Annotated in this window: 19 protein-coding genes; 9 read left to right on the top strand and 10 right to left on the bottom strand. The window is 50.1% G+C overall.

Annotated features, from left to right (window positions below):
• The first annotated feature begins 242 nt into the window (after positions 1-242).
• The 7 genes from DWU89_RS02155 (at position 243) to DWU89_RS02130 (ending at position 6,746) form a co-directional block, all read left to right on the top strand.
• Positions 243-599 carry a type II toxin-antitoxin system RelE/ParE family toxin gene (locus tag DWU89_RS02155; RefSeq protein WP_115498036.1) on the top strand — a complete coding sequence of 119 codons (357 nt, stop codon included), beginning with the start codon at positions 243-245 and terminating at the stop codon, positions 597-599.
• Positions 589-885, top strand: coding sequence for a helix-turn-helix domain-containing protein (locus DWU89_RS20725; protein WP_122344840.1), 297 nt, complete (start codon positions 589-591; stop codon positions 883-885). The genes DWU89_RS02155 and DWU89_RS20725 overlap by 11 nt, the downstream gene beginning before the upstream one ends.
• Complete coding sequence (gene hemW, locus DWU89_RS02150) at positions 886-2,013, top strand: radical SAM family heme chaperone HemW (RefSeq protein WP_167451610.1); 1,128 nt, start codon at positions 886-888, stop codon at positions 2,011-2,013. It abuts the gene before it with no gap.
• Between the two features lie 188 nt (positions 2,014-2,201).
• Entirely contained in the window at positions 2,202-2,762 is a 561-nt protein-coding gene (locus tag DWU89_RS02140) for a zeta toxin family protein (protein ID WP_115498034.1), read from the top strand.
• A complete protein-coding gene (locus tag DWU89_RS20720; protein ID WP_005637232.1) occupies positions 2,755-2,925 on the top strand; it encodes a hypothetical protein in 171 nt (56 codons plus the stop codon). The genes DWU89_RS02140 and DWU89_RS20720 overlap by 8 nt, the downstream gene beginning before the upstream one ends.
• A gap of 126 nt (positions 2,926-3,051) precedes the next feature.
• Entirely contained in the window at positions 3,052-5,304 is a 2,253-nt protein-coding gene (locus DWU89_RS02135) for an ATP-binding cassette domain-containing protein (RefSeq protein WP_187574909.1), read from the top strand.
• Between the two features lie 176 nt (positions 5,305-5,480).
• Positions 5,481-6,746 carry a S41 family peptidase gene (locus tag DWU89_RS02130; protein ID WP_115498033.1) on the top strand — a complete coding sequence of 422 codons (1,266 nt, stop codon included), beginning with the start codon at positions 5,481-5,483 and terminating at the stop codon, positions 6,744-6,746.
• On the opposite strand, the gene DWU89_RS02125 is transcribed toward DWU89_RS02130, so the two are convergent.
• A complete protein-coding gene (locus tag DWU89_RS02125) occupies positions 6,741-7,505 on the bottom strand; it encodes a TIGR03915 family putative DNA repair protein (protein WP_115498032.1) in 765 nt (254 codons plus the stop codon). The two genes, DWU89_RS02130 and DWU89_RS02125, sit on opposite strands and share 6 nt — an antisense overlap.
• On the bottom strand, positions 7,502-8,770 hold the full coding sequence (locus tag DWU89_RS02120; RefSeq protein ID WP_115498031.1) for a putative DNA modification/repair radical SAM protein: 1,269 nt from the start codon (positions 8,768-8,770) through the stop codon (positions 7,502-7,504). The genes DWU89_RS02125 and DWU89_RS02120 overlap by 4 nt, the downstream gene beginning before the upstream one ends.
• A 130-nt stretch (positions 8,771-8,900) precedes the next feature.
• On the opposite strand from DWU89_RS02120, the gene DWU89_RS02115 reads away from it, so the two are divergent.
• Positions 8,901-9,884 (top strand): Acg family FMN-binding oxidoreductase, encoded by a 984-nt coding sequence (locus DWU89_RS02115; RefSeq protein WP_244205828.1) that lies wholly within the window; start codon positions 8,901-8,903, stop codon positions 9,882-9,884.
• Positions 9,885-10,064: 180 nt separating this feature from the next.
• Here DWU89_RS02115 and fumC read toward each other — a convergent pair whose 3' ends face one another.
• From fumC to DWU89_RS02085, 4 genes are all read right to left on the bottom strand, one after another.
• A complete protein-coding gene (gene fumC, locus DWU89_RS02105) occupies positions 10,065-11,477 on the bottom strand; it encodes a class II fumarate hydratase (protein ID WP_115498028.1) in 1,413 nt (470 codons plus the stop codon).
• A 12-nt stretch (positions 11,478-11,489) separates the two neighbouring features.
• Positions 11,490-12,833 carry an MATE family efflux transporter gene (locus DWU89_RS02100; RefSeq protein WP_115498027.1) on the bottom strand — a complete coding sequence of 448 codons (1,344 nt, stop codon included), beginning with the start codon at positions 12,831-12,833 and terminating at the stop codon, positions 11,490-11,492.
• 264 nt (positions 12,834-13,097) lie between these two features.
• Complete coding sequence (locus tag DWU89_RS02090) at positions 13,098-13,364, bottom strand: hypothetical protein (RefSeq protein ID WP_115498025.1); 267 nt, start codon at positions 13,362-13,364, stop codon at positions 13,098-13,100.
• Between the two features lie 91 nt (positions 13,365-13,455).
• Positions 13,456-14,313, bottom strand: a complete 858-nt coding sequence (locus DWU89_RS02085) for an AraC family transcriptional regulator (RefSeq protein ID WP_115498024.1) — start codon at positions 14,311-14,313, stop codon at positions 13,456-13,458.
• A 145-nt stretch (positions 14,314-14,458) separates the two neighbouring features.
• On the opposite strand from DWU89_RS02085, the gene DWU89_RS02080 reads away from it, so the two are divergent.
• Positions 14,459-15,001 carry a methylated-DNA--[protein]-cysteine S-methyltransferase gene (locus DWU89_RS02080; RefSeq protein WP_115498105.1) on the top strand — a complete coding sequence of 181 codons (543 nt, stop codon included), beginning with the start codon at positions 14,459-14,461 and terminating at the stop codon, positions 14,999-15,001.
• A 54-nt stretch (positions 15,002-15,055) separates the two neighbouring features.
• Here the strand turns inward: DWU89_RS02080 and DWU89_RS02075 are convergent, their stop codons facing one another.
• The 4 genes from DWU89_RS02075 to DWU89_RS02060 form a co-directional block, all read right to left on the bottom strand.
• Positions 15,056-15,370, bottom strand: coding sequence for a type II toxin-antitoxin system RelE/ParE family toxin (locus tag DWU89_RS02075; RefSeq protein WP_115498023.1), 315 nt, complete (start codon positions 15,368-15,370; stop codon positions 15,056-15,058).
• The gene (locus DWU89_RS02070; protein ID WP_115498022.1) at positions 15,361-15,627 is read right to left on the bottom strand and encodes a hypothetical protein; all 267 of its coding nucleotides are present in this window, start codon (positions 15,625-15,627) and stop codon (positions 15,361-15,363) included. Before DWU89_RS02070 ends, DWU89_RS02075 begins: the two co-directional genes overlap by 10 nt.
• A 99-nt stretch (positions 15,628-15,726) precedes the next feature.
• The gene (locus DWU89_RS02065; RefSeq protein ID WP_115498021.1) at positions 15,727-16,755 is read right to left on the bottom strand and encodes an aminotransferase class I/II-fold pyridoxal phosphate-dependent enzyme; all 1,029 of its coding nucleotides are present in this window, start codon (positions 16,753-16,755) and stop codon (positions 15,727-15,729) included.
• Between the two features lie 62 nt (positions 16,756-16,817).
• Positions 16,818-19,808 carry a glycoside hydrolase family 3 N-terminal domain-containing protein gene (locus tag DWU89_RS02060; RefSeq protein ID WP_115498020.1) on the bottom strand — a complete coding sequence of 997 codons (2,991 nt, stop codon included), beginning with the start codon at positions 19,806-19,808 and terminating at the stop codon, positions 16,818-16,820.
• Positions 19,809-19,915: the final 107 nt, after the last annotated feature.

Here is a 19,915-nt window from a genome sequence, read left to right as displayed (position 1 = left end):
TTTGTGTTTAACAATAAAGATTGCTCCCGCAAACCCTTTATTCACGGGACCGCAAATTAGATATTGTAAAGGAGAAAAGCAATTCAAGGCCCGGTGTTTGAGAACTATGTTGTTTAGCAGTTCGAAGATAACAAGCGGAAAGAAAAGGAGATAATAAAAACTTACTCTTAAGAAAAAGGAGAATATGTTTGTCCATATGTTACTTTTAAGTTACCTTTGTCCAAACTAAAAACCATACAACTATGGAAAGATTTAGATCAATAACTGTTTACAAAAACTATTTTGAAGACTTTCTAAGGTCTCAGGACGAGAAAGTCCAAAATAAGATCTATAAAATATTAGAGATCATAGAAATGCAGCAATACATACCTTCGCAATACCTCAAATATATTAAAGGTACGCAAGGTTTATACGAAGCTCGCATTCAATTAGGCAGTAATATATGGAGAGTTTTTTGTTTTTTTGAGAATGACAAGCTCATTATCCTCTTAAACGGATTTCAAAAGAAATCACAAAAGACTCCTACATCAGAGATAGAAAAAGCAAAACGACTAATGAAGGAATACTTTAAAGAAAGGAGAATGACAGATGGAAAATAACATAAAATCATGGAATGAAATAAAAGATGACGTATTCGGTAAAAAAGGTACGACACGCAGAGATGAGCTCGACAGGGAAGTGGAAACCTTAAAAATAGGGTTGCTACTTAGAGAAGCCCGTTTAAAAAAGACGATGACTCAGGAAGATCTGGCACATATACTAAACAAAAAACGCAGTTATATTTCACGTATAGAAAACGACACAAGCAATATAACCCTCAAAACTCTTTTTGATATCGTTGAAAAAGGATTAGGCGGTAAAATAAAACTAAGTATAGAATTATAAGTGGCAGGTTTATACATTCACATTCCCTTCTGCGCCAAACGGTGCCTGTATTGCGACTTCTTTTCCAACACGGACATGAAGTTCAGGGAGCCGTATGTCGATGCCGTTATCCGGGAAATGGAGCTGCGGCAGGAATACATCGGACAGGAACCGGTCGAAACTATCTATTTCGGGGGCGGCACGCCTTCGCAACTGCAAGCCGGCGACTTCAAACGGATATTTGATGCAGCCGCCCGCCTGTTCGACACGACCGGTTGCCGGGAAATCACCATCGAAGCCAACCCGGACGACATGACACCGGAATATGTAGCCTCTCTCCGCGACCTTCCGTTCAACCGCGTCAGCATGGGCGTCCAGAGCTTTCAGGAGAAAGACCTCCGCTTCCTGAACCGCCGCCACGACCGCGAGCAGGCGCTCCGTGCCGTCGATCGCTGTAAAGAGAACGGTATCCGGAATATCAGCATCGACCTCATATACGGCCTGCCGGGACAGACTCCGGACGAATGGGAAAGCAACCTGGACGAAGCCATCCGGCTGGACATCCCGCACATCTCCGCTTACCATTTAATATATGAAGAAGGGACAGCCCTCTACAAACTGCTGGAAGCCGGAAAAGTCACCCCGGCGGAAGAAGAACTGAGCGTATCCCTTTTCTCTACATTAATAAATAAGCTGACCGATGCCGGCTACCTCCATTACGAGATTTCCAATTTCGCACGGCCCGGCTGCTTCTCCCGACACAACAGTTCCTACTGGACAGGCAAGAAATATCTGGGCATCGGTCCCTCCGCCCATTCCTATAACGGGGAAAGCCGGCAGTGGAATGTCTCCTCCCTCCCGCTCTACCTGAAAGCGATCGCCTCCGGTACGCCCGACGTCGAGATAGAAAAGTTGGACCTCAACACCCGGTACAACGATTTCATCATTACCGGACTGCGTACCATGTGGGGCATCCGCCTTGACGACATCCGGGAGCAGTTCGGAGAAGAAAAACAGGCCTACCTCGAGCGCCAGGCCGCCGCTTATCTGCGCCGGGGACTGATTATCCGCGAAAACGACACCCTGACCCTCTCGAAAGAAGGGATCTTCATTTCCGACGGCATCATGAGCGATCTTTTATGGGTATGACGGTATATTGCAGCCAATTGACAAAGCCATTAAATTACACCAAACCGCCTGTTTTTACAACGAACTGGAGGGTTATGCGTACATTTTCTGCACATTTTTACTATTTTTGAGAATAAAATTAACCAACATATTAAACTATTCTCTATATTTGCCCCAACAAAAGACAGTAAGTAGTGCCATATTTATACATGATATCGGGGTGCAACGGGGCAGGAAAAACGACCGCCTCCTTTACAATTCTTCCAGAGATGTTGAAATGTAAGGAGTTTGTCAATTCCGACGAGATTGCCAAGGGGCTTTCCCCTTTTAATTCTGATAGTATCGCGGTAGCCGTAGAAGCCAGTCGGATTATGTATAAGCGTATTAAGGAACTAATCGCCGCAGGCGAAACATTTGCGATGGAAACTACACTGGCCACCCGTTCAGGCGCAAACCTGATCAGGGAAGCACAAAGGGAAGGGTATTATGTGACATTGTTGTATTTCTGGCTGAATACGCCGGATCTGGCAGTGGAACGGGTTAAAATGAGAGTGGCCGCCGGAGGGCATAACATTCCGGAGAGTACTATCCGCCGTCGTTACGAAGCGGGTATACACAATCTCTTTGAACTATATATCCCCATTTGTGACTATTGGATGATTGCAGACAACTCGATGTCGCCGATGGAAGTAATCGCTAAAGGCTTCAAGAGTGATAAAAAAGAGATATATAATTCGGATATTTATACAAAACTTGAGCATCATGAGTGAACAAGAGGTTAGAGAATTTGAAGAGAATATAGTTAAAGGTGCCAACATCGCTTTCCAGCGATTAGTAAACCAGAAAAAGAAAGAAGACGGCGAATTAGTCTTCTCGCGCAACGGATACATTTTCCGTGTAAAGGCAGCTGATTTAGAAAAAGGAATGTTTTAACTATTAATCGAAAAATACAGGGGAGGCTGATGAATATGATTCGTCAGCCTTTTTTGTGCCCGTCCGCTTCCGGTTCCGAATTATATGATTACTTTTGGATGCGGACGAGAAAGTATAATAACAGATATGGAAAACATCAAAGTCACAGGTGCTTACGAAAACAACCTCAAACATATATCATTAGAAATACCCAAGAAGCAGATCACCATCTTCACCGGGGTTTCCGGTTCCGGGAAATCTTCTTTAGTATTGGACACAATCGCGGCCAGCTCACGCCGGGAACTGAACGAGACGTTTCCCAGTTTCGTCCAGCAATACCTGCCCAAATACGGCCGGCCACATGTGGACCGGATAGAGCATCTCCCGGTAGCTATCGTGATAGACCAGAAGAAGCCCGCCCCGAACGCCCGTTCGACGGTCGGGACCTATACGGACATCTATTCGCTGCTCCGCCTGCTGTTCTCGAGGGTCGGCAAACCGTTTGTCGGATACTCCGACACCTTCTCTTTCAATCATCCGCAGGGGCGATGCCCGCGTTGCGACGGATTGGGCGAGGTGCGCGAACTGGATGTCCACAAGCTGGTCGACTTCAACAAATCGCTGAACGATGAAGACACGATCCACTACGTGGCCTTCCACCGTGGCGGATGGAGATGGATCCGTTATGCCTGTAGCGGTCTGTTCGACTTGGACAAAAAGATTAAGGATTACACGCCGGAAGAACTGCAACTGTTTCTCTATTCCCCGCAAATCCGGCTCAAGAACCCGCCGGCTGACTGGCCGCGTACCGCCAAGTACGAAGGATTAGTCAACCGTATGTACCGGAGTATCATCAATTCCGAAGAAGGGAAGCTGCATCAAAAGCTGCTGGAGCCTATGGTGACAATGGGTATCTGCCCGGATTGCGAAGGCACGCGGCTGAACCGGACAGTACTCTCCTGCCGCATTGGAGGAAAGAATATTGCGGAAGTCACGCGCTTAGCTATTCCCGACATCCTGAACTGGTTGCAGGAAATCGACGACCCGCTGGCCGGCGACCTGAAACAGGCCATCACCAACCGCCTGTCCGCCCTCGAGGAAATCGGCTTAGGATACCTCACACTCGACCGCAATATGGGAACTCTTTCCGGCGGCGAGGCGCAGCGTTGCAAGATCGCCAAATATATCAACTCCGCCTTATGCGACATGCTGTATGTGCTCGACGAGCCCAGTGTCGGTCTGCATAGCCACGACATCCGCCTGTTGAAAGCCTCCGTTCGGAAACTGCGGGACCACGGTAACACAGTGCTCCTTGTCGAACATCATAAGGAGATGATCCAGATAGCCGACCACATCGTCGACATGGGGCCCGGCTCCGGTATGGACGGCGGTAACATCCTGTATGAAGGCAGTTATGAAGGACTGATGAAAAGCGGTACGCAGACCGGACTGATGATCGCGGAAAAGTCGCCGTTAAAATCGGAAAGCCGCACTCCTTCCGGTTGGTTTACCCTCGAACACGCAAAGGAACATAACCTGAAAGACCTGACCGTCCGTTTCCCCTTAGGTGTCTTCGCCGTCATAGCGGGCGTGGCCGGTTCGGGGAAAAGTTCCCTGATGGAATGTTTCCGCAACACCTGCGAGGAAGAGGTTATCTACATCAGCCAGAAGAATATCGGAATCAGTCTGCGCTCCACCCCAGCCACCTACATCGGCGTGGCTGACGACATACGCAAACTATTCGCCCAGAAGAGCAAAGCCGGACTCAGCATGTTCACCTTTAACGGCAAAGGAGGCTGTCCGGTATGCGGAGGGAAAGGCGTCATTGTCTCGGACATGGCTTTTATGGATTCAATAGAAACGGTCTGTGAAGCCTGCGGCGGTTTGCGCTATTCACCGGAAGCCCTGCAGTACAAAGTAGACGGACTGAATATCGCCGAAGTGATGGACCTGACCGTACGGAAAGCCTCCCTGCGTTTTGCCGGGAGTGAGATCGAGCAGAAACTACGCCCACTGATGCAAGTCGGACTGGGCTACCTGCATCTCAACCAGGCCCTATCCACCCTCTCCGGCGGAGAATTGCAGCGCGTCAAGCTGGCCTCCTACCTGGACAGCAACGGCAAGATATTTATCCTCGACGAACCCACCGACGGCCTTCACGTAAAAGACATCCGCCAGATCATCGGCCTCTTCGATTCTATGGTCGAACAGGGCAACTCCGTCTTCCTGATAGAGCATAACCTGGACGTCCTGAAAGCCGCCGACTACGTCATCGAGTTAGGTCCCAGAGGCGGACAAATGGGCGGTGAGCTGCTGTACTCCGGCACTCCCCGGGAGATGCTCGCGTGCAGGCGTTCCGTCACTGCCGAATATCTGGAAAAAGAGCTGCCGGCGTTCTAAAAAACGTAAGCATCGCTTTCGGAAAAGGTCGGCATCGCTTTTGAAAGGAATAGGCATCGCTCCCCGGCAACATCCAAATCTTAAAATTCGCAGACTGCAATGAAAAGATTCGCGGTTTATTGCAGGGGAATGAACAAATCTATACATTTGCTGAAATTCATGCAATATAATATCTTATGAAAGCACTAAAACTCATCGGTCGAATAGTAGCAGTTATTGTCATCCTTATAGGTCTGGCATTTATCGGACTGATCGTTTACACCAAGTATTTCTATTCTTCCGAGGTGGAAATAGAAAGGCATTATATGTCCGAACTGCCGCTTTCGCCAGATCAATATCCAGAAGACTTCGCCGAGATCAGCCAAATAGTAAAAAGGAACTACTCCCTCTACGAGTCCAAGCATATCGATATCGACGCCCTTTCCGCCTCCTATGCCGAACGGATCGGGAAGTTATCCACCGGAGAAGAATATGGGAAAACGCTGTGGGAATACTTCGCGGATTTACGCGTCGCACATGCCTATGTTTACTTTAAAGAGTACCGGACAAGGGCTTTCCCGGCTTATATCGACGACACACTTTTCGTGGATAAGCCGGACACGTACCTGCAACGGTCAGGATTCAACGATAAAGACCGGATCATCGCTGTCGACGGGACGCCAATCAAGGAGTGGATGGACCGGAACGAGAAGTATATATCGGCCTCGACACCGGAATACAAACGTTTATTCACAGCCCGCAGCCTCTTCAAAAGTTTCACCGACACGGTAAAGACCTACACCGTTTGCCGGGGAGCCGACACGCTTAATCTGCAACTCGTCCTGCAGCCCCAAGATAACATTCCGGTTGCCGACCGGCGGAAAACATCCTGGAAAATCCTGAACGACAGCATCGGATATCTGGAAATAAACTCCATGATGAACGGAGTGATGGAGGACTTCGCCGAAGATTACCCGAAAGTAAGACACCGGCCTTACCTGATTGTCGACGTCCGCCGAAACGGTGGTGGGAACAGCGGTAACGGACGGGATCTTTGCCGCTACCTGATACGAAAGGAACAACCTCACTGCCTGGGACGTCATCCGATGATTCCGATGGAAGATGCTTATCAAGGGAAGATCCTCTTATTGACAAGCACCTTCACCTGTTCCGCCGCCGAAAGTTTCGTTATCGACATGAAGGAGAGCGGCAATGCCCTCCTGATTGGTGAACCGACAGCCGGAGACACAGGTAACAATCCCCGGACGTTCAAGACGTCCCATGGCACCAGCTTCCGTATCCCGACTGCCCGTCCCGACGTTTCCCCCAAAGGTTTTCCGCTGGAGGGAATAGGCATCGAGCCCAATTATATCGTCAAGCAAACGGTATCGGATTATATGGAAGGACGAGACACACAGCTGGAATTTGCTCTGGACTGTATCCGGCAGGGACGCTGCTTATAGCTTCTCCGGCATATACTTCCAGAAGCGAGCGGGCATGTGTTGACGGTGGAGCTTCGGGTTAAGGCGTTCCTTTATGGCGATGGATTTGAAGTAGGTTTTCCACATCTGCTGGAACAGTTTTTCGTCGGCATCCATGAGTTCTTCGCTGAGCAGGCCGGAAAGCAGGTGAGCTTCCTTTTCTTCAAAACGCACTTCCGTCGTTTCCTTCAAGTCGTAATAGTAGCCGTACTCACGTTGCAGGTCATAGATCAGCCAGCACTGGTCGGCAAAGCGGTCCGTCAAGTGGCTGAGCGTAAGTGGCAGGACGTTGTATATTGGTTTGACGGCAGCAAAGAAAGTACCATCCGCCGCTTTCTGGAAACGCAGGAACTGCATGACACGTAGGCGCTCATTCGTCACCTTCTTCCAGATTTTAGCGACTTCCAGCACATCGGGATCGCCAAAGTTCAGCTCGATCGTGCGGGGAGCGTCGATCGCTTTCCGGATATAGCGAAAAAGTAGCAGGTCCGCCTCCGGCAATTCGGACAGCCACGTGACAGTTATCACGGACAAGGCTGTCGCAGATATCTTCTTTTGCAACCCTTTCCAGACGCGGTCGACCTTGGCATCGTCCGTATAGATTGTCACCGCCTCATCGTAGAACAAGGGAAAAGGCTCCCCCTCCGCCAGCAACATATCCGGGAAACTGCGGCGGGAATAGGCATCGAAGACGGCAGTTAGCAGCCCTTCGAATGTTTTATCGTACACAAAGATTGTCATGGTTCATCCTGGAATTGAAGGATAAGCTGGCGGTCGTCCGTCTTCTTCCGTCCTGCTTTCCGGACAAGGAGTTGGCGGACGGCTTCGGGCGACACTTCGTTGATTGTCCGTATCGGCAGCTCGTGGCAGGTGATGAAATACTGGGCTTTCTTCATCACGACACCGATCTTCTTCAACTGTTCCGTTCCCAGGCGGGAATAGCGGCGGGAGACAACGATCAGTTTTGCCGACTTCACACCGATGCCGGGCACACGGAGCAGCATCTCGTAGTCCGCCTTGTTGATATCGACCGGGAACTGTTCCGGATGACGCAATGCCCAGCCGAGTTTCGGGTCGACCTCCAGGTCCAGGTCGGGATAGGCATCGTTCACGATCTCATCCACCTTGAACTGATAGAAGCGGAGCAGCCAGTCCGCCTGATAAAGACGGTTCTCACGCACCAGCGGCGGTTGTTTCAGGGCCGGCAGCCGGTTGTCATATTCGTTGACGGGGATGAAGCCGGAGTAGTACACGCGCTTCATCGTCGGACGCTGATAGAGGGCGGACGAGAGGCGGAGGATGTCTTTGTCCGAATCGGACGTAGCGCCGACAATCATCTGCGTGCTCTGTCCGGCCGGTACAAAACGCGGTGCGTGCCGAAAACGCTTCCGCTCTTCGGCACTCTGCAAGACTCCCTGCTGGATGTAGCGCATCGGCTGGAAAACACTCTGAAAATCTTTTTCGGGAGCCAGCAAACGGAGGCTTTTCTCGTTCGGGATCTCGATGTTTACGCTCATACGGTCAGCGTAAAGGCCGGCTTCGTTCACTAGTTCCTGACTGGCTCCGGGAATACTTTTCAGATGGATATAGCCGTTGAAACGGTAGACCGTCCGCAAGTCTTTCACGACGCGCACCAGGCGTTCCATCGTATAGTCGGCATTGCGCACCACCCCCGAACTCAGGAAAAGTCCTTCGATATAATTACGGCGGTAGAACTCGATGGTGAGATTCACCAACTCGGTAACCGAAAGCGTAGCGCGGGGAATATCGTTGCTGCGGCGGTTGATGCAGTAGGCACAGTCGAAGATGCAGTAGTTCGTCAGCATGATCTTCAGGAGCGAGATGCAACGGCCGTCTTCGGCAAAGCTATGGCAAATGCCCCATCCCGCCGCACTTCCTATCGCGCCGCTCTTACTCTTGCGCGACGTTCCACTGGAAGCGCAGGATACATCGTACTTGGCCGACTCCGCCAGCACTTTCAGTTTCTCGAGCACTTTATCATCCATAATTTTCTATTTTCGGGAGGCGACAGCCGGTTTCCTTTCAGGAACAAAAATAAGAATAATCTTTGAAGAGAGGAAGGATTATTTGGATGTTACCATTTAGTTCTTTACGTTTGTCTTAAAAATGAATACAATGAATACCGACTACCTTCAGCTCGTAGAGCTTGCCACCCGGGCTCCCTCGGGACATAACACCCAGCCCTGGCTTTTCCGCATCGGCGAAAAAGAAATTACAATCCTGCCGGACCTGACAAAAGAACTTCCTGTTGTCGACAACGATCGCCGGGAGTTATACATCAGCTTAGGATGCGCCACAGAGAACCTTTGCATAGCAGCCTCGGTCTCCGGTTACCAGACGGAAGCCAGCATAGAAGCACCGGCCGAACAACCTGCCGCCATCCATATCAGCCTTGAGAAGTCGGCAGACGTCCTTCCCTCCCCGCTTTATCCGGCCATAAAGAAACGGCAGACAAACCGAAGCGTCTACAACGGACAGGTAGTCCCGGAGAAAAGCCTCGAAGCATTGACTGCCATCGCAACTGAATCGGGCATCCGCTTTCATCTCTGGAAGAACGGTTCCGAAGAGTTTAACACCCTGAAAGCACTTATCTCGAAAGGAAACGACAGCCAGATGAACGACCCTGCCTTCAAGGAGGAACTGCAAGCCTGGATGCGTTACAACAAAAAACATTCGGAAGCGACACGCAACGGACTGAGTTATGCCGTCTTCGGCGCCCCGAACCTGCCGGCATTCCTGTCGAAAGCAATCATGGGTTCATTCCTCAACAGCTCCACCCAGAACAAAGGAGACAGGAAGAAAATCGCCTCATCCTCCCATCTGGTTCTTTTCACAGTCCCCAACAACACCGTCGGAGAATGGATCGGCCTGGGCAGAACCCTGCAACGCTTCCTGCTGACAGCCACACAGGAAAACATCGCTGCCGCCTTCCTCAACCAGCCTTGCGAGGTAAAAGAGTTAGCGGAGGAGATACGGCAAGAGTTGCCTATCGATAAAGAATATCCGGTATTGTTGTTACGGATCGGGTATGCGAAGGAGGTAGCTTACTCACTAAGGCAAAATATAAAGGAGGTAATAACAGAGGGGAATAAGAAGTAAATGATGATTTAACGGGGTGTCGCTATGTTTGTATTACCGGACGCAGATTTCGCAGACAACGCAGACGAACGCAGATCATTTATTGTTTTAAAAGAAAATAAGTCTGCGTTCCTCTGCGTAATCTGCGCCCGTCTGCGTCCGGTAAATACGAGCAAACGCACCGATAAATCAGCATTTATATCATTCCGGGAATGTATCCAACCGACCAACCATCTTCGACGGATCCACCCATTCGTCAAACTCTTCGGCCGTTAGCAGCCCCGACTCGACAGCGGCCTGTTTCAAGGTTTTATTCTCCTTGAAGGCTTTCTGGGCAATGGAGGCAGCTTTGTAATAACCGATCTTCGGATTCAGGGCGGTGACCAGCATCAGCGAATCGTCGAGATGCTTCTTTATGTTCTCCTTCACCGGTTCGATACCGACGGCGCAACGGTCGTTAAAGCTGACACAGCCTTCGCCTATCAGCCGGGCACTGTGCAGGAAGTTATAAATAATCATCGGCTTGAACACATTCAGTTCGAACTGCCCGCTCGCACCACCGACCGAGATTGCCACATCGTTCCCCATCACCTGGGTGGCAATCATCGTCAAAGCCTCGCACTGCGTAGGGTTCACTTTTCCCGGCATAATGGAGGAGCCCGGCTCGTTCTCAGGCAGATGAATTTCACCAATACCGGCACGCGGTCCCGAACTCAACATACGGATGTCATTCGCAATCTTCATCAGGCTGACAGCAACCTGCTTCAAGGCGCCATGCACCTCCACGATCGCGTCGTGCGAAGCAAGCGCCTCGAACTTATTCGGCGCCTTCACAAACGGTTGTCCCGTCATCTCCGAAACCCGTTTCGACACGCATTCGTCAAAGTCAGGAGGCGTATTGATACCTGTTCCGACTGCCGTCCCTCCGATCGCCAGTTCCGCCAAATGCAGAAGAGCGTTTTTAATCGCCCGTATGCCATGTTCCAACTGGGAGGCATAACCACTGAACTCCTGGCCCAATGTCAGCGGGGTCGCATCCATAAAGTGCGTACGTCCAATCTTGACAACAGGCATAAAGTCGCGACTTTTCTTCCGGAGAGTCTTGAGCAGCTTCTCCAGGCCGGGAAGGGTGACTTCTTTAACCATGATATAGGCGGCAATGTGCATAGCCGTCGGAAACGTGTCATTCGAAGACTGCGACTTGTTCACATCGTCATTGGGAAGCAGCACCTTTTCCTTATCCGTCAGTTTGCCGCCGTTCAGGACATGGGCCCGATTGGCAATTACCTCGTTCACGTTCATATTGGTCTGCGTGCCGCTACCGGTTTGCCAGACGACCAACGGGAACTGGTCGTCGAGCTTGCCCGCCAATATCTCGTCGCAGACACGCCCGATCAGTTCGCACTTCTCAGCCGATAAAACGCCCGCGTCCTTGTTTGCCAGAGCTGCCGCCTTCTTCAGGTAAGCGAACCCGCGTATCACCTCGATCGGCATGCGGTTAATATCCCGGGCAATCTTGAAATTGTCCACACTGCGCTGTGTCTGCGCGCCATAATAGGCATCGATGGGGACTTTTACCTCCCCCATCGTGTCTTTCTCTATCCGATATTCCATAAAAAGTTCATTTTAATTGTCTTCTTTATATAGAACCGGACTCAGATTGAATTGTTTATACTCCTTCCTTATATATGAATAAGAAAGGATAAAGAGCAATAACACATGCACATGGTCCGCAGTCCAGTAAACCGCCAACGGCATCCCCGGAAAGCCGGACAATAGTAACAGATACCCGACATAGCCGGCAATCGTAACCAACTGGAAAGCAAAAGCCGTCCGGGTATGCCCCGTTCCGATCACCGCATTGCAGTAAATATAACCGGGAATCGCCAGGAAGTAATTCGTCAACATCACCAGATAAGGCCAGAAAGCCCCGTCAACCAAAGACGCCTCGTTCGTATAAATACCCAATACAACAGTAGGAAAAAGCAAAGCCAGCAACACAAACGGCGTCCCGATCCCATAGCTCAACCACATCACTTTCCGGCAGAGCGACATCACCCGTCCTCGTTCTCCAGCCCCGATCAGGTTACTGACCAGCGCACTCGTCGTCGTCGCAAACGAGTTCATGATAACAAAGAATATGGTAAAGACATTCCGGATGATGTTGGCAATCGCCAACTGGCTCTCCCCCAAATGCTCGATGACCACAAAGAAATAGAACCAGGGAATCACACAAACAAAAGAGCGCACCATCGTCCACACCGACAAACGGAACAACTGCCGCAAGAGGGCGAAACGAAACACAGGCTTCAGACCGAACCGCTTCCAGTCCACCTTCTTCCAGACATACACACTAAAGAACAACAACGAGAATCCTTCCGCCAGCGAAGAGGCGATCGCCGCCCCCGAAATCCCCAATGCCGGAAACCCGAAACGACCGAAGATCAGGATATAGTTGAGCGCCACATTCACCAGTACCATCAACACCGAGTTCACAATCAACACTTTCGTCTTCGTAATCCCGACAAAGAAAGAACGGAACGCCAATACCGGGAATGCAAAGAACAGCCCGTAGTTACGCCACCGGACATAATCGACAACCGCCTGCCAGACGGCATCGGATGCAATCATCCGGCGAAGCAGAAAAGGAGAAAGAAACTCGGACAGCAGGCATAACGCCAATGCCAGTGCCAGCAGGAAATACTGTCCCTGCCAGAACACTTCGCCCGTTTCAGACAGCCGTCCCTCACCATTCTTCCGTGCGACAAGTACCTGTATGCCCAACCCGAAGCCAAAGCCCAGCATATAAATCGCCAGATAATACATACACGCCAGAGCCGAAGCTCCTAACTCTACCTTGCCTACCCGTCCCAGACACACGGCGTCTGTCATGTTAATCAATTGTTCCATCAGCAAGCTCATCATCACCGGATAGTTGATGAGCCAGATTTGTTTATAAGAAAAGTTCATAATTCAACTTAAAGGATGCGTCCGGACACACCTCCGCAAGGGAAGGCATCCCGACTAATGAATAAATATAATTGTATAGAGATTCGTACCCTGTATATGTATAGGATAGCGTACAAACAGGCAGGAAGTATCTTTGCCTGTTATGTCAGTGTGGAGACGCTATATACAGAGTTGGTGTTTCATAAGTTGAATCAATTCGTTTTACAGTTCACAAGGCAAATGTAAAACTTTTCCGGTAACAATATCCCTCCGGCGGCAGAATTATTACGGTTTATATTTCTCCGCCCATTCGAGGACCGTCGGACTTTTCACCTCTACGCCGTACTCTCGTGCTTTTAATAGAATCCGGTAAGCCAAGAGAGGCTTGTCCGTTTCGGAGGCGTAGCGGAAATAGGCTTCTGCCGCCCGGACGTGGGCCGCATCGGGCATCGGGAACTCACGGGTTTCGGGAATGCCAAAATCCGAAGAAGGGAGCAAGTCCCTTTCTTCGGTTGTCAGTTTATCGCTAAGATGTCTGCTTGTCGTTTTCATAATCGTCTGCGTTTAAATAAAGATGCTATGTAAACAACCAACCCGGCAAAAGGCTCAGCGATTCTGGGATAATCAAGAAAGATTAACAGGGCTACTGTATCGGAATGCAGATTTCCGTCAGCAGGTCTTCCGGCTCCGTCGTGCACGGATCGTTCAGGTAGCGTTCGTAGCTCGGCTCGTCACGCAGGGTGCAACCCATCTCCGGCAATTTACGGGCATAGATGGTATCATAGACGGCTTGCAGTTTGTCGTACGGGCCTTTATAAATGAAGCTGGCATAACGTCCTGCCGGAATCTGTTTCGCTCCGACTTCCCCCTTCGGCTGAACGGCTTCGGGCATCACCATACAGACATCCGTGCGGAGCTTCTCTTCGGAAGTCACCTTCGGGTCATCGTGATAGATGCAAAGCGGACAAGGGTCGTTCACCGGCAGGTTCTGTTCGCGGGCAAAGGCATAAAGCCTCATCCACGTTCCACCGTAGTCATTCAACTGGTAGTTTCCCATCAGGCGGATATAGATAACATCGCGGGCAGGGATTTCCTTCACTTCGGCCTCCAATTGCAGGTCGGGCCATATCTTTTCTGGTCTCATAATCGTGTACTCTTTATTGTTTCTGTATTCGTTAGGTGAAATAGAATAGAACTGCCTGAATGCTTTCGACAGGGAGGAGGGTGCACCGTATCCGATCCGGTAAGCGATATCGCCAATGGACATATCCGTGTAGCGAAGCAGATGAGCTGCAGTCTCAATCCGTTTCCGCACAATGAACGCCCCTAACGGCTCTCCCAGGAACGCACTCATCACCCGATGAAAATGATACGGGGATAAATGCGACATTTCGGCCAGCCGATTCAGGTCAATCTCGTCCCCTAAGTGATTATTGATATACTCGACCACCAGGTTCACCCGTTTCAGATACTCTTCTCTTGTCGTAGTTCTTTGTTGCATATTCTTTTCTGTTTTACTTCGCAAAGGTAACCAGCCTCCTGCCGGGGCACTTTTCCAATCTTGCTAACTTACAAATAATTCACAATTCATCATTCATAATTAAAGAAGAATGTTAGCTTTGCAAGCAGAATCAAACTATATCATTATGACTTACACACATTTAAACAGCTGCTCGTTCCGCATCGAAAGAATGACTCCTGAAGAATATAAAGACGGAGGGAGAAACCTCGTCATCCGCTACCGTTACACCAGCGGAGAGTTCGGAGAGATGCTGCTGGCCCGTACCGGAAAAGGAATTTGCTATGCCGCCTTCGATGACGACCGCAAGCAGGCCATAGGCGAATTGCAAGCGATTTTCCCAAATGCTACTTACCGGGAAGAGACGGGAGAAGGGAAAGAAGAATGCGCCTCCGGTCCGATTCCTTTACATGTAAAGGGAACTGATTTCCAGATACAGGTCTGGGAAGAATTACTTAAGGTTCCCACCGGAACACTCACCACCTATTCCACCATCGCCAACCATATCGGAAAGCCGAAAGCCTGCCGTGCAGTCGGTTCGGCAGTAGGAGCCAATCCGGTCTCTTTGTTCATACCGTGCCATAGAGTCATACGTTCCACCGGAGAATACGGAGAATATCATTGGGGAAGCGAAAGAAAGAGGAAGATGATTGAGTGGGAAAAAGGGTAAGGAATGGGACTTTTTATTCAGTCCCATCCTCATTTATGTTTGAACGATTCTCTTTTACAACGGTAAACGAGCTATTAATCTATCCGGATCACGACGCACATCCCATAGATCGGCGATATAAATCGTTTCTTCATCCACATAATAAACCAACTTGTACAATTTATGGATAACTAAACTACGATATACCTTATTTCGTCCTTCCAATAAAGGCTCAACCAGTCCCATAAACGGATTTTTACCTAATCGAACGATATCAGCCTTTAACTGTCCACTAAAACGGATCAAGATTCTTGTCCCGAACGTCGCTTTACAATAGTCCATAGCCGACTTCACCTGCTGCCGGGCTTGTTCTGTCCAGATTATCTGCATAATTCTTTCAGATAATTGTCAATCTCCTCAAACATCTGTTCGTTTGATAGTGTACGCCCGGTACGGACATCATCTTCTGCCTGATTGATACGCTCATTCAGTTCTACCATTGTATAGGGTTGAACAGCCGGAGCATTTACAGTTATCTCTTTCTTTAACCGACGGATATATTTCTGTAACTTCTCCATTGCCTCGTCGTTATCTAACAACCCTACAATTTCCTGCATTAATGAAGCACGCAATTCTAATGTTTTCATATTATCATTTATTTGAATGAATAACACAGACAAAGATAATGATATTTATTTACCATTTACCTAATCTGTGCCATCAGCGTGCCATGTTTTTACTTTTCTTTATTGCTGCGCCAGCCATTCCTTTACCGCATCGACCAGTACCTGATTCTCGGCAGTGGTCTGGGTAGAGACACGGATATAGGTTTCATCGAGGCCGCGGAAGTTGGAGGCGTCGCGGATCAGTATGCCGTGGTTCTCCCACAAATACTGTTTCAGTGCGGCGGCAGTACCTTTCTTCAGGCGGACCAGGAAGAAGGTGGTGGAAGTGGGTTGCACTTCGAGACCGTCCAGCTTATTCAGCTGATAGATTAGTTCGGCTGTTTCGCGCTGCCATTTACGGATCGGCAGGGTGAACTGTGCCGGGTGGATCAGGATATATTTGCTTGCCTCGATAGCGATCGCATTGACCGACCAGGGAATGATGTATTTATTAATCTCTTCCGTCTTCTCGGGAGAGGCAATCAGGTAACCGATGCGCAGCCCCGGAATGTTGTAGGCTTTCGAGATGGACTGCACCAGGATCAGGTTCGGATGATTCTTGACATCCGAAGGCTTCAGCATATCTTCAGTCGTAAAGGCGACGTATGCCTGGTCGATGATAAAAGTAGTCTGTCGGTTAGCAGCAATCAGAGCCAGCAGTTCGGTGCGGTGTATCAGCTTGCCGTCCGGATTGTTCGGGTTGCATATCCAGCAGAAATCCTGTCCTTCGAGCGAAAGTTCGGACAGGTCGTCCGATGTCGGGAAGAAGCTGATCTCATGTCCGTGCAGGCGGCAGGCATCTTCATATTCGGAGAAAGAGGGGATCGCAATCATCGACTTCCCCCCCTTCCAGGCTTGCGCCAGGAGATAGAAAGCCGTGATCGAGCCGTTTGTTACGACAATATTATTCTCTTTCATCTCATACCGGCGGGCCAGTAACCGCTTCAGGGTGCCGGCATCCGGTTCCGGATAGCGTGTCAGTTTATCAAACTGCTCATTCAAATGATCTTTGAGCTTTTCCAGGTTAGCACCATGCCAGACGTTTGAACTGAAGTTTATCTTTACTTCGTTCTGCGAATTATAGAAATCATCACCGTGTCCGAATAGCATACAATATCTGTTTTTAGTAAATAATTATCGTGTAATAGAGAGGCAAAGATACGACTTTTGTTTTATTTCCCTCCATTGATTGCTTTATAGATAGCATCCTGTATGCGCGTCCGTATTTCCAGCGAGCTTAGTTTGTTGTTGGCCCGTGTCGGGTTCACGCGGTTGGACAGGAAGATATAGAGCAAGTTGTTGTCCGGATCGACCCAGAAGCAGGTGCCGGTAAAACCGGTATGTCCGTAGACGGAGGCCGGCGCCAGACTGCCACATGGCGAACCTTTGCCCGCACCGGGAGCAGGTTTGTCGAAACCGAGACCGCGACGGCAGGTCGGACTTTTGCTTTGCGTGAAGAGGCGGGCGGTCTCCGGGGAGAGGTATTGCTCGCCGCCATAGGTTCCCTGGTTCAGGTAGAGTTGCAGGACTTTCGCCAGATCGTCCGCATTAGAGAACAACCCGGCATTTCCGGAAACGCCTCCTTGGAAAGCGGCAGCCTCGTCGTGCACATAACCGCGAAGCAGTTGGCGGCGGACAAACTGGTCGTTTTCCGTCGGGACAATACAGGCCGTGTCCATGACATGCAGCGGATTGTAAGTCGTATGCCAGGCGCCAAGACGACTAAAGAACTGGTCGTGCAACAAGCGGTCCATCGGCTGCCCGGTCTGCTTTTCAACCATCATCTTCAGGAGGATGAAGTTGATGCAACTATATTTATACTTACCCCGCACCCCCAGACGGGAGTCTTTTATTTCCTGTATGATGGTGTCTTTAAAGGAATCGTGCAGATACATACCCCGGGCGACTTCTGTCGTAAAGCCCGGTTTCTTCTTATTGGAAACAAGGTCGGGCAGGAAAGAGAAATCGTTGCGGACATACGTCTTGGCATCGAAGCGGACGGGATGTGTAGCGTTCTTTGCACCGCTGTAGAGGCTGCCTTTGTAGCTGTCCTTGTCGATCGCTTTCAAGTAGAAATTAATCGTAGGTGTCAGGCCGGACTGATGATAGAGCAGTTCCTTAATAAGCAGATTCTTCTTGTCGGAGTCTTTTAGTTCGGGAACAAAATCGGAAATCTTATTGTTCAGGGTGAACTTCTTTTCATCGTAAGCCTTCATGACTGCCAGAAGCGTTCCGGCTGCTTTGGAGGAAGAGGCCAGGTCGTAGACCGAGTTTCCTTCAACCGGCTGTTTCCCGTCGTAACTGAAATAGCCGAACGATTTATCATAAATAATCATCCCGTCTTTGGCAACTAAGACCTGGCAACCAGGAAAGGCTTTCTGCTCCAGTCCGTCCTCCACAATCGAGGCGATGACATCGAGGCGTTCGGGACTGGCGCCTACCTCTTCCGGCTCATGATAGCCGAGGCGCGTCTTTTCGGTAAAGATACCCGTACCGGCCTGGTATAAGGTCGGGATAGAGACCGGAAGTTTTCCTTTGGCTGCAATGCCGCCGAAGATTACTTGCGCAGCGTATTCCTGGGCGAGCGGCGTCCCTTCGTAAGCCATCACCACAGCTTTGGCTTTCAGAATGGAGGCTTTATATTCCTTACAGAAATAAGGCAAAGTGAAGAAGGCATAGACCAGCTCTTTCTTCTCGGCCAACTGGCGCAGAGCAAGGCTTTCCGGGATACGCACCGTGTGGACACCACAGATAATCACATCGTATTTCTCCAGTTTCCTATACACGTTCTGCACCTGCTGCGCCGTCGCATTCCTGCCGATACTGAAACAAGCGACCGAGTCATAGCGGGAGAGCATCTTCTGGAACTCGTTGCCGGTGTCATCTCCGATAGAGAGGGCGGCAATCTTCTTCTTGTCCAACTGTTTCAGGGGCACGATGTCTCCTTCATTCTTCATAAGCGTGATCGCCTCGGCATTCAGCTTTGCCGCCAGCCAGGCGGCATGGGGCGTGTTCAGGCGAGCGGACAGGCCTTTCGTTTCGACCGGGCGGTAATTGTTCAGTCCGGCGATATATTTGTATTGCAAAATCTTGATAATCTTTGCTTCTACCTCTTCCCTATCCAGAATACCCTCTTCCAGTGCATCCTTGACCGCAGCGAAATCGTTGATCGGAGCGGCAGGAGCCAGCAGGATATCGTTTCCGGCAAGAAGAGCCATGACGGACGGGTTATCGGATTTGCGGGTGGAGGCGCCTTTCATCGCTAACGCATCAGTGAAGCAAAGTCCCCGGAATCCTAAATCTTTTTGCAACAGGTCGGTGACAACGGCACGCGACATGGAGACAGGTTTATTGCGAGCCTTATCCAGCGCCGGGACATACAAGTGCCCGGTCATCACACCGGCATAGCCATCGTAGATATAGCGTTTGAAAGGGAGCAGTTCGACACTGTCCAGTCGCGCCCGGTCGTGGTGGACGGCAGGCAGGGTGTAATGGGAATCCTCGTTCGTATCGCCATGGCCGGGAAAGTGTTTGGAGACGGAGATAATCCCCTGCCCTTCCAGTCCGCGGGCATAAGCCAGTCCCTTGTCTGCAACCGCATTCGGATTCTCGCCGAAAGAGCGCAAACCGATCACCGGGTTATCGGTATTGCTATTCACATCCATATCCGGAGCGAAGTTGATATGGATGCCCATCTCCTTGCATTGGCGGGCCACCTCTTTCCCGTATTCGGTGATCAGGCTGTTGTCTTCGATTGCGCCCAACATCATGTTCTTCGGAAAACGTGTCGTACCGGAGAGGCGCATTGATAGCCCCCACTCGCCGTCCAGCGAGACCAACATCGGGATGCGGGAGGCTTTTTGCAGGCGGTTGGTCACCTCGGCCTGTGTCACCGGATCGCCTTTGTGGAACAGGATGCCGCCTATCTTAACTTCATTGACATACCGCATCAGCCGTTGCATATTGCGGGTGTCGGACTTCGGATTGGCGATCACCATAAAGAGCTGCCCGATACGTTCGTCATAGCTCATCGCATCGAAGACGGAGTCTACCCAATGGTTCATCTTCGCCTGGTCCGCAGCCCGGTAAAGGTTCGGTGTCGTCTGCGCCAGAGCGGATAAAAACGTGACACAACTAAACAGGAGGATATATATTTTCTTCATCTTAACTTCCTTACTTCATCAAATATTAAACAAATCCCGAGAATATTGCACACCAAAAGTAAGAATTTTACCCTGATATTTCCTACCTTTGGGCTGTTTACTAATTA

The organism is Parabacteroides acidifaciens, assembly GCF_003363715.1.
GTDB lineage: Bacteria > Bacteroidota > Bacteroidia > Bacteroidales > Tannerellaceae > Parabacteroides > Parabacteroides acidifaciens.
Note: the sequence above shows the minus strand (reverse complement) of the source record. Positions and strands in the feature narration are given on the sequence as shown.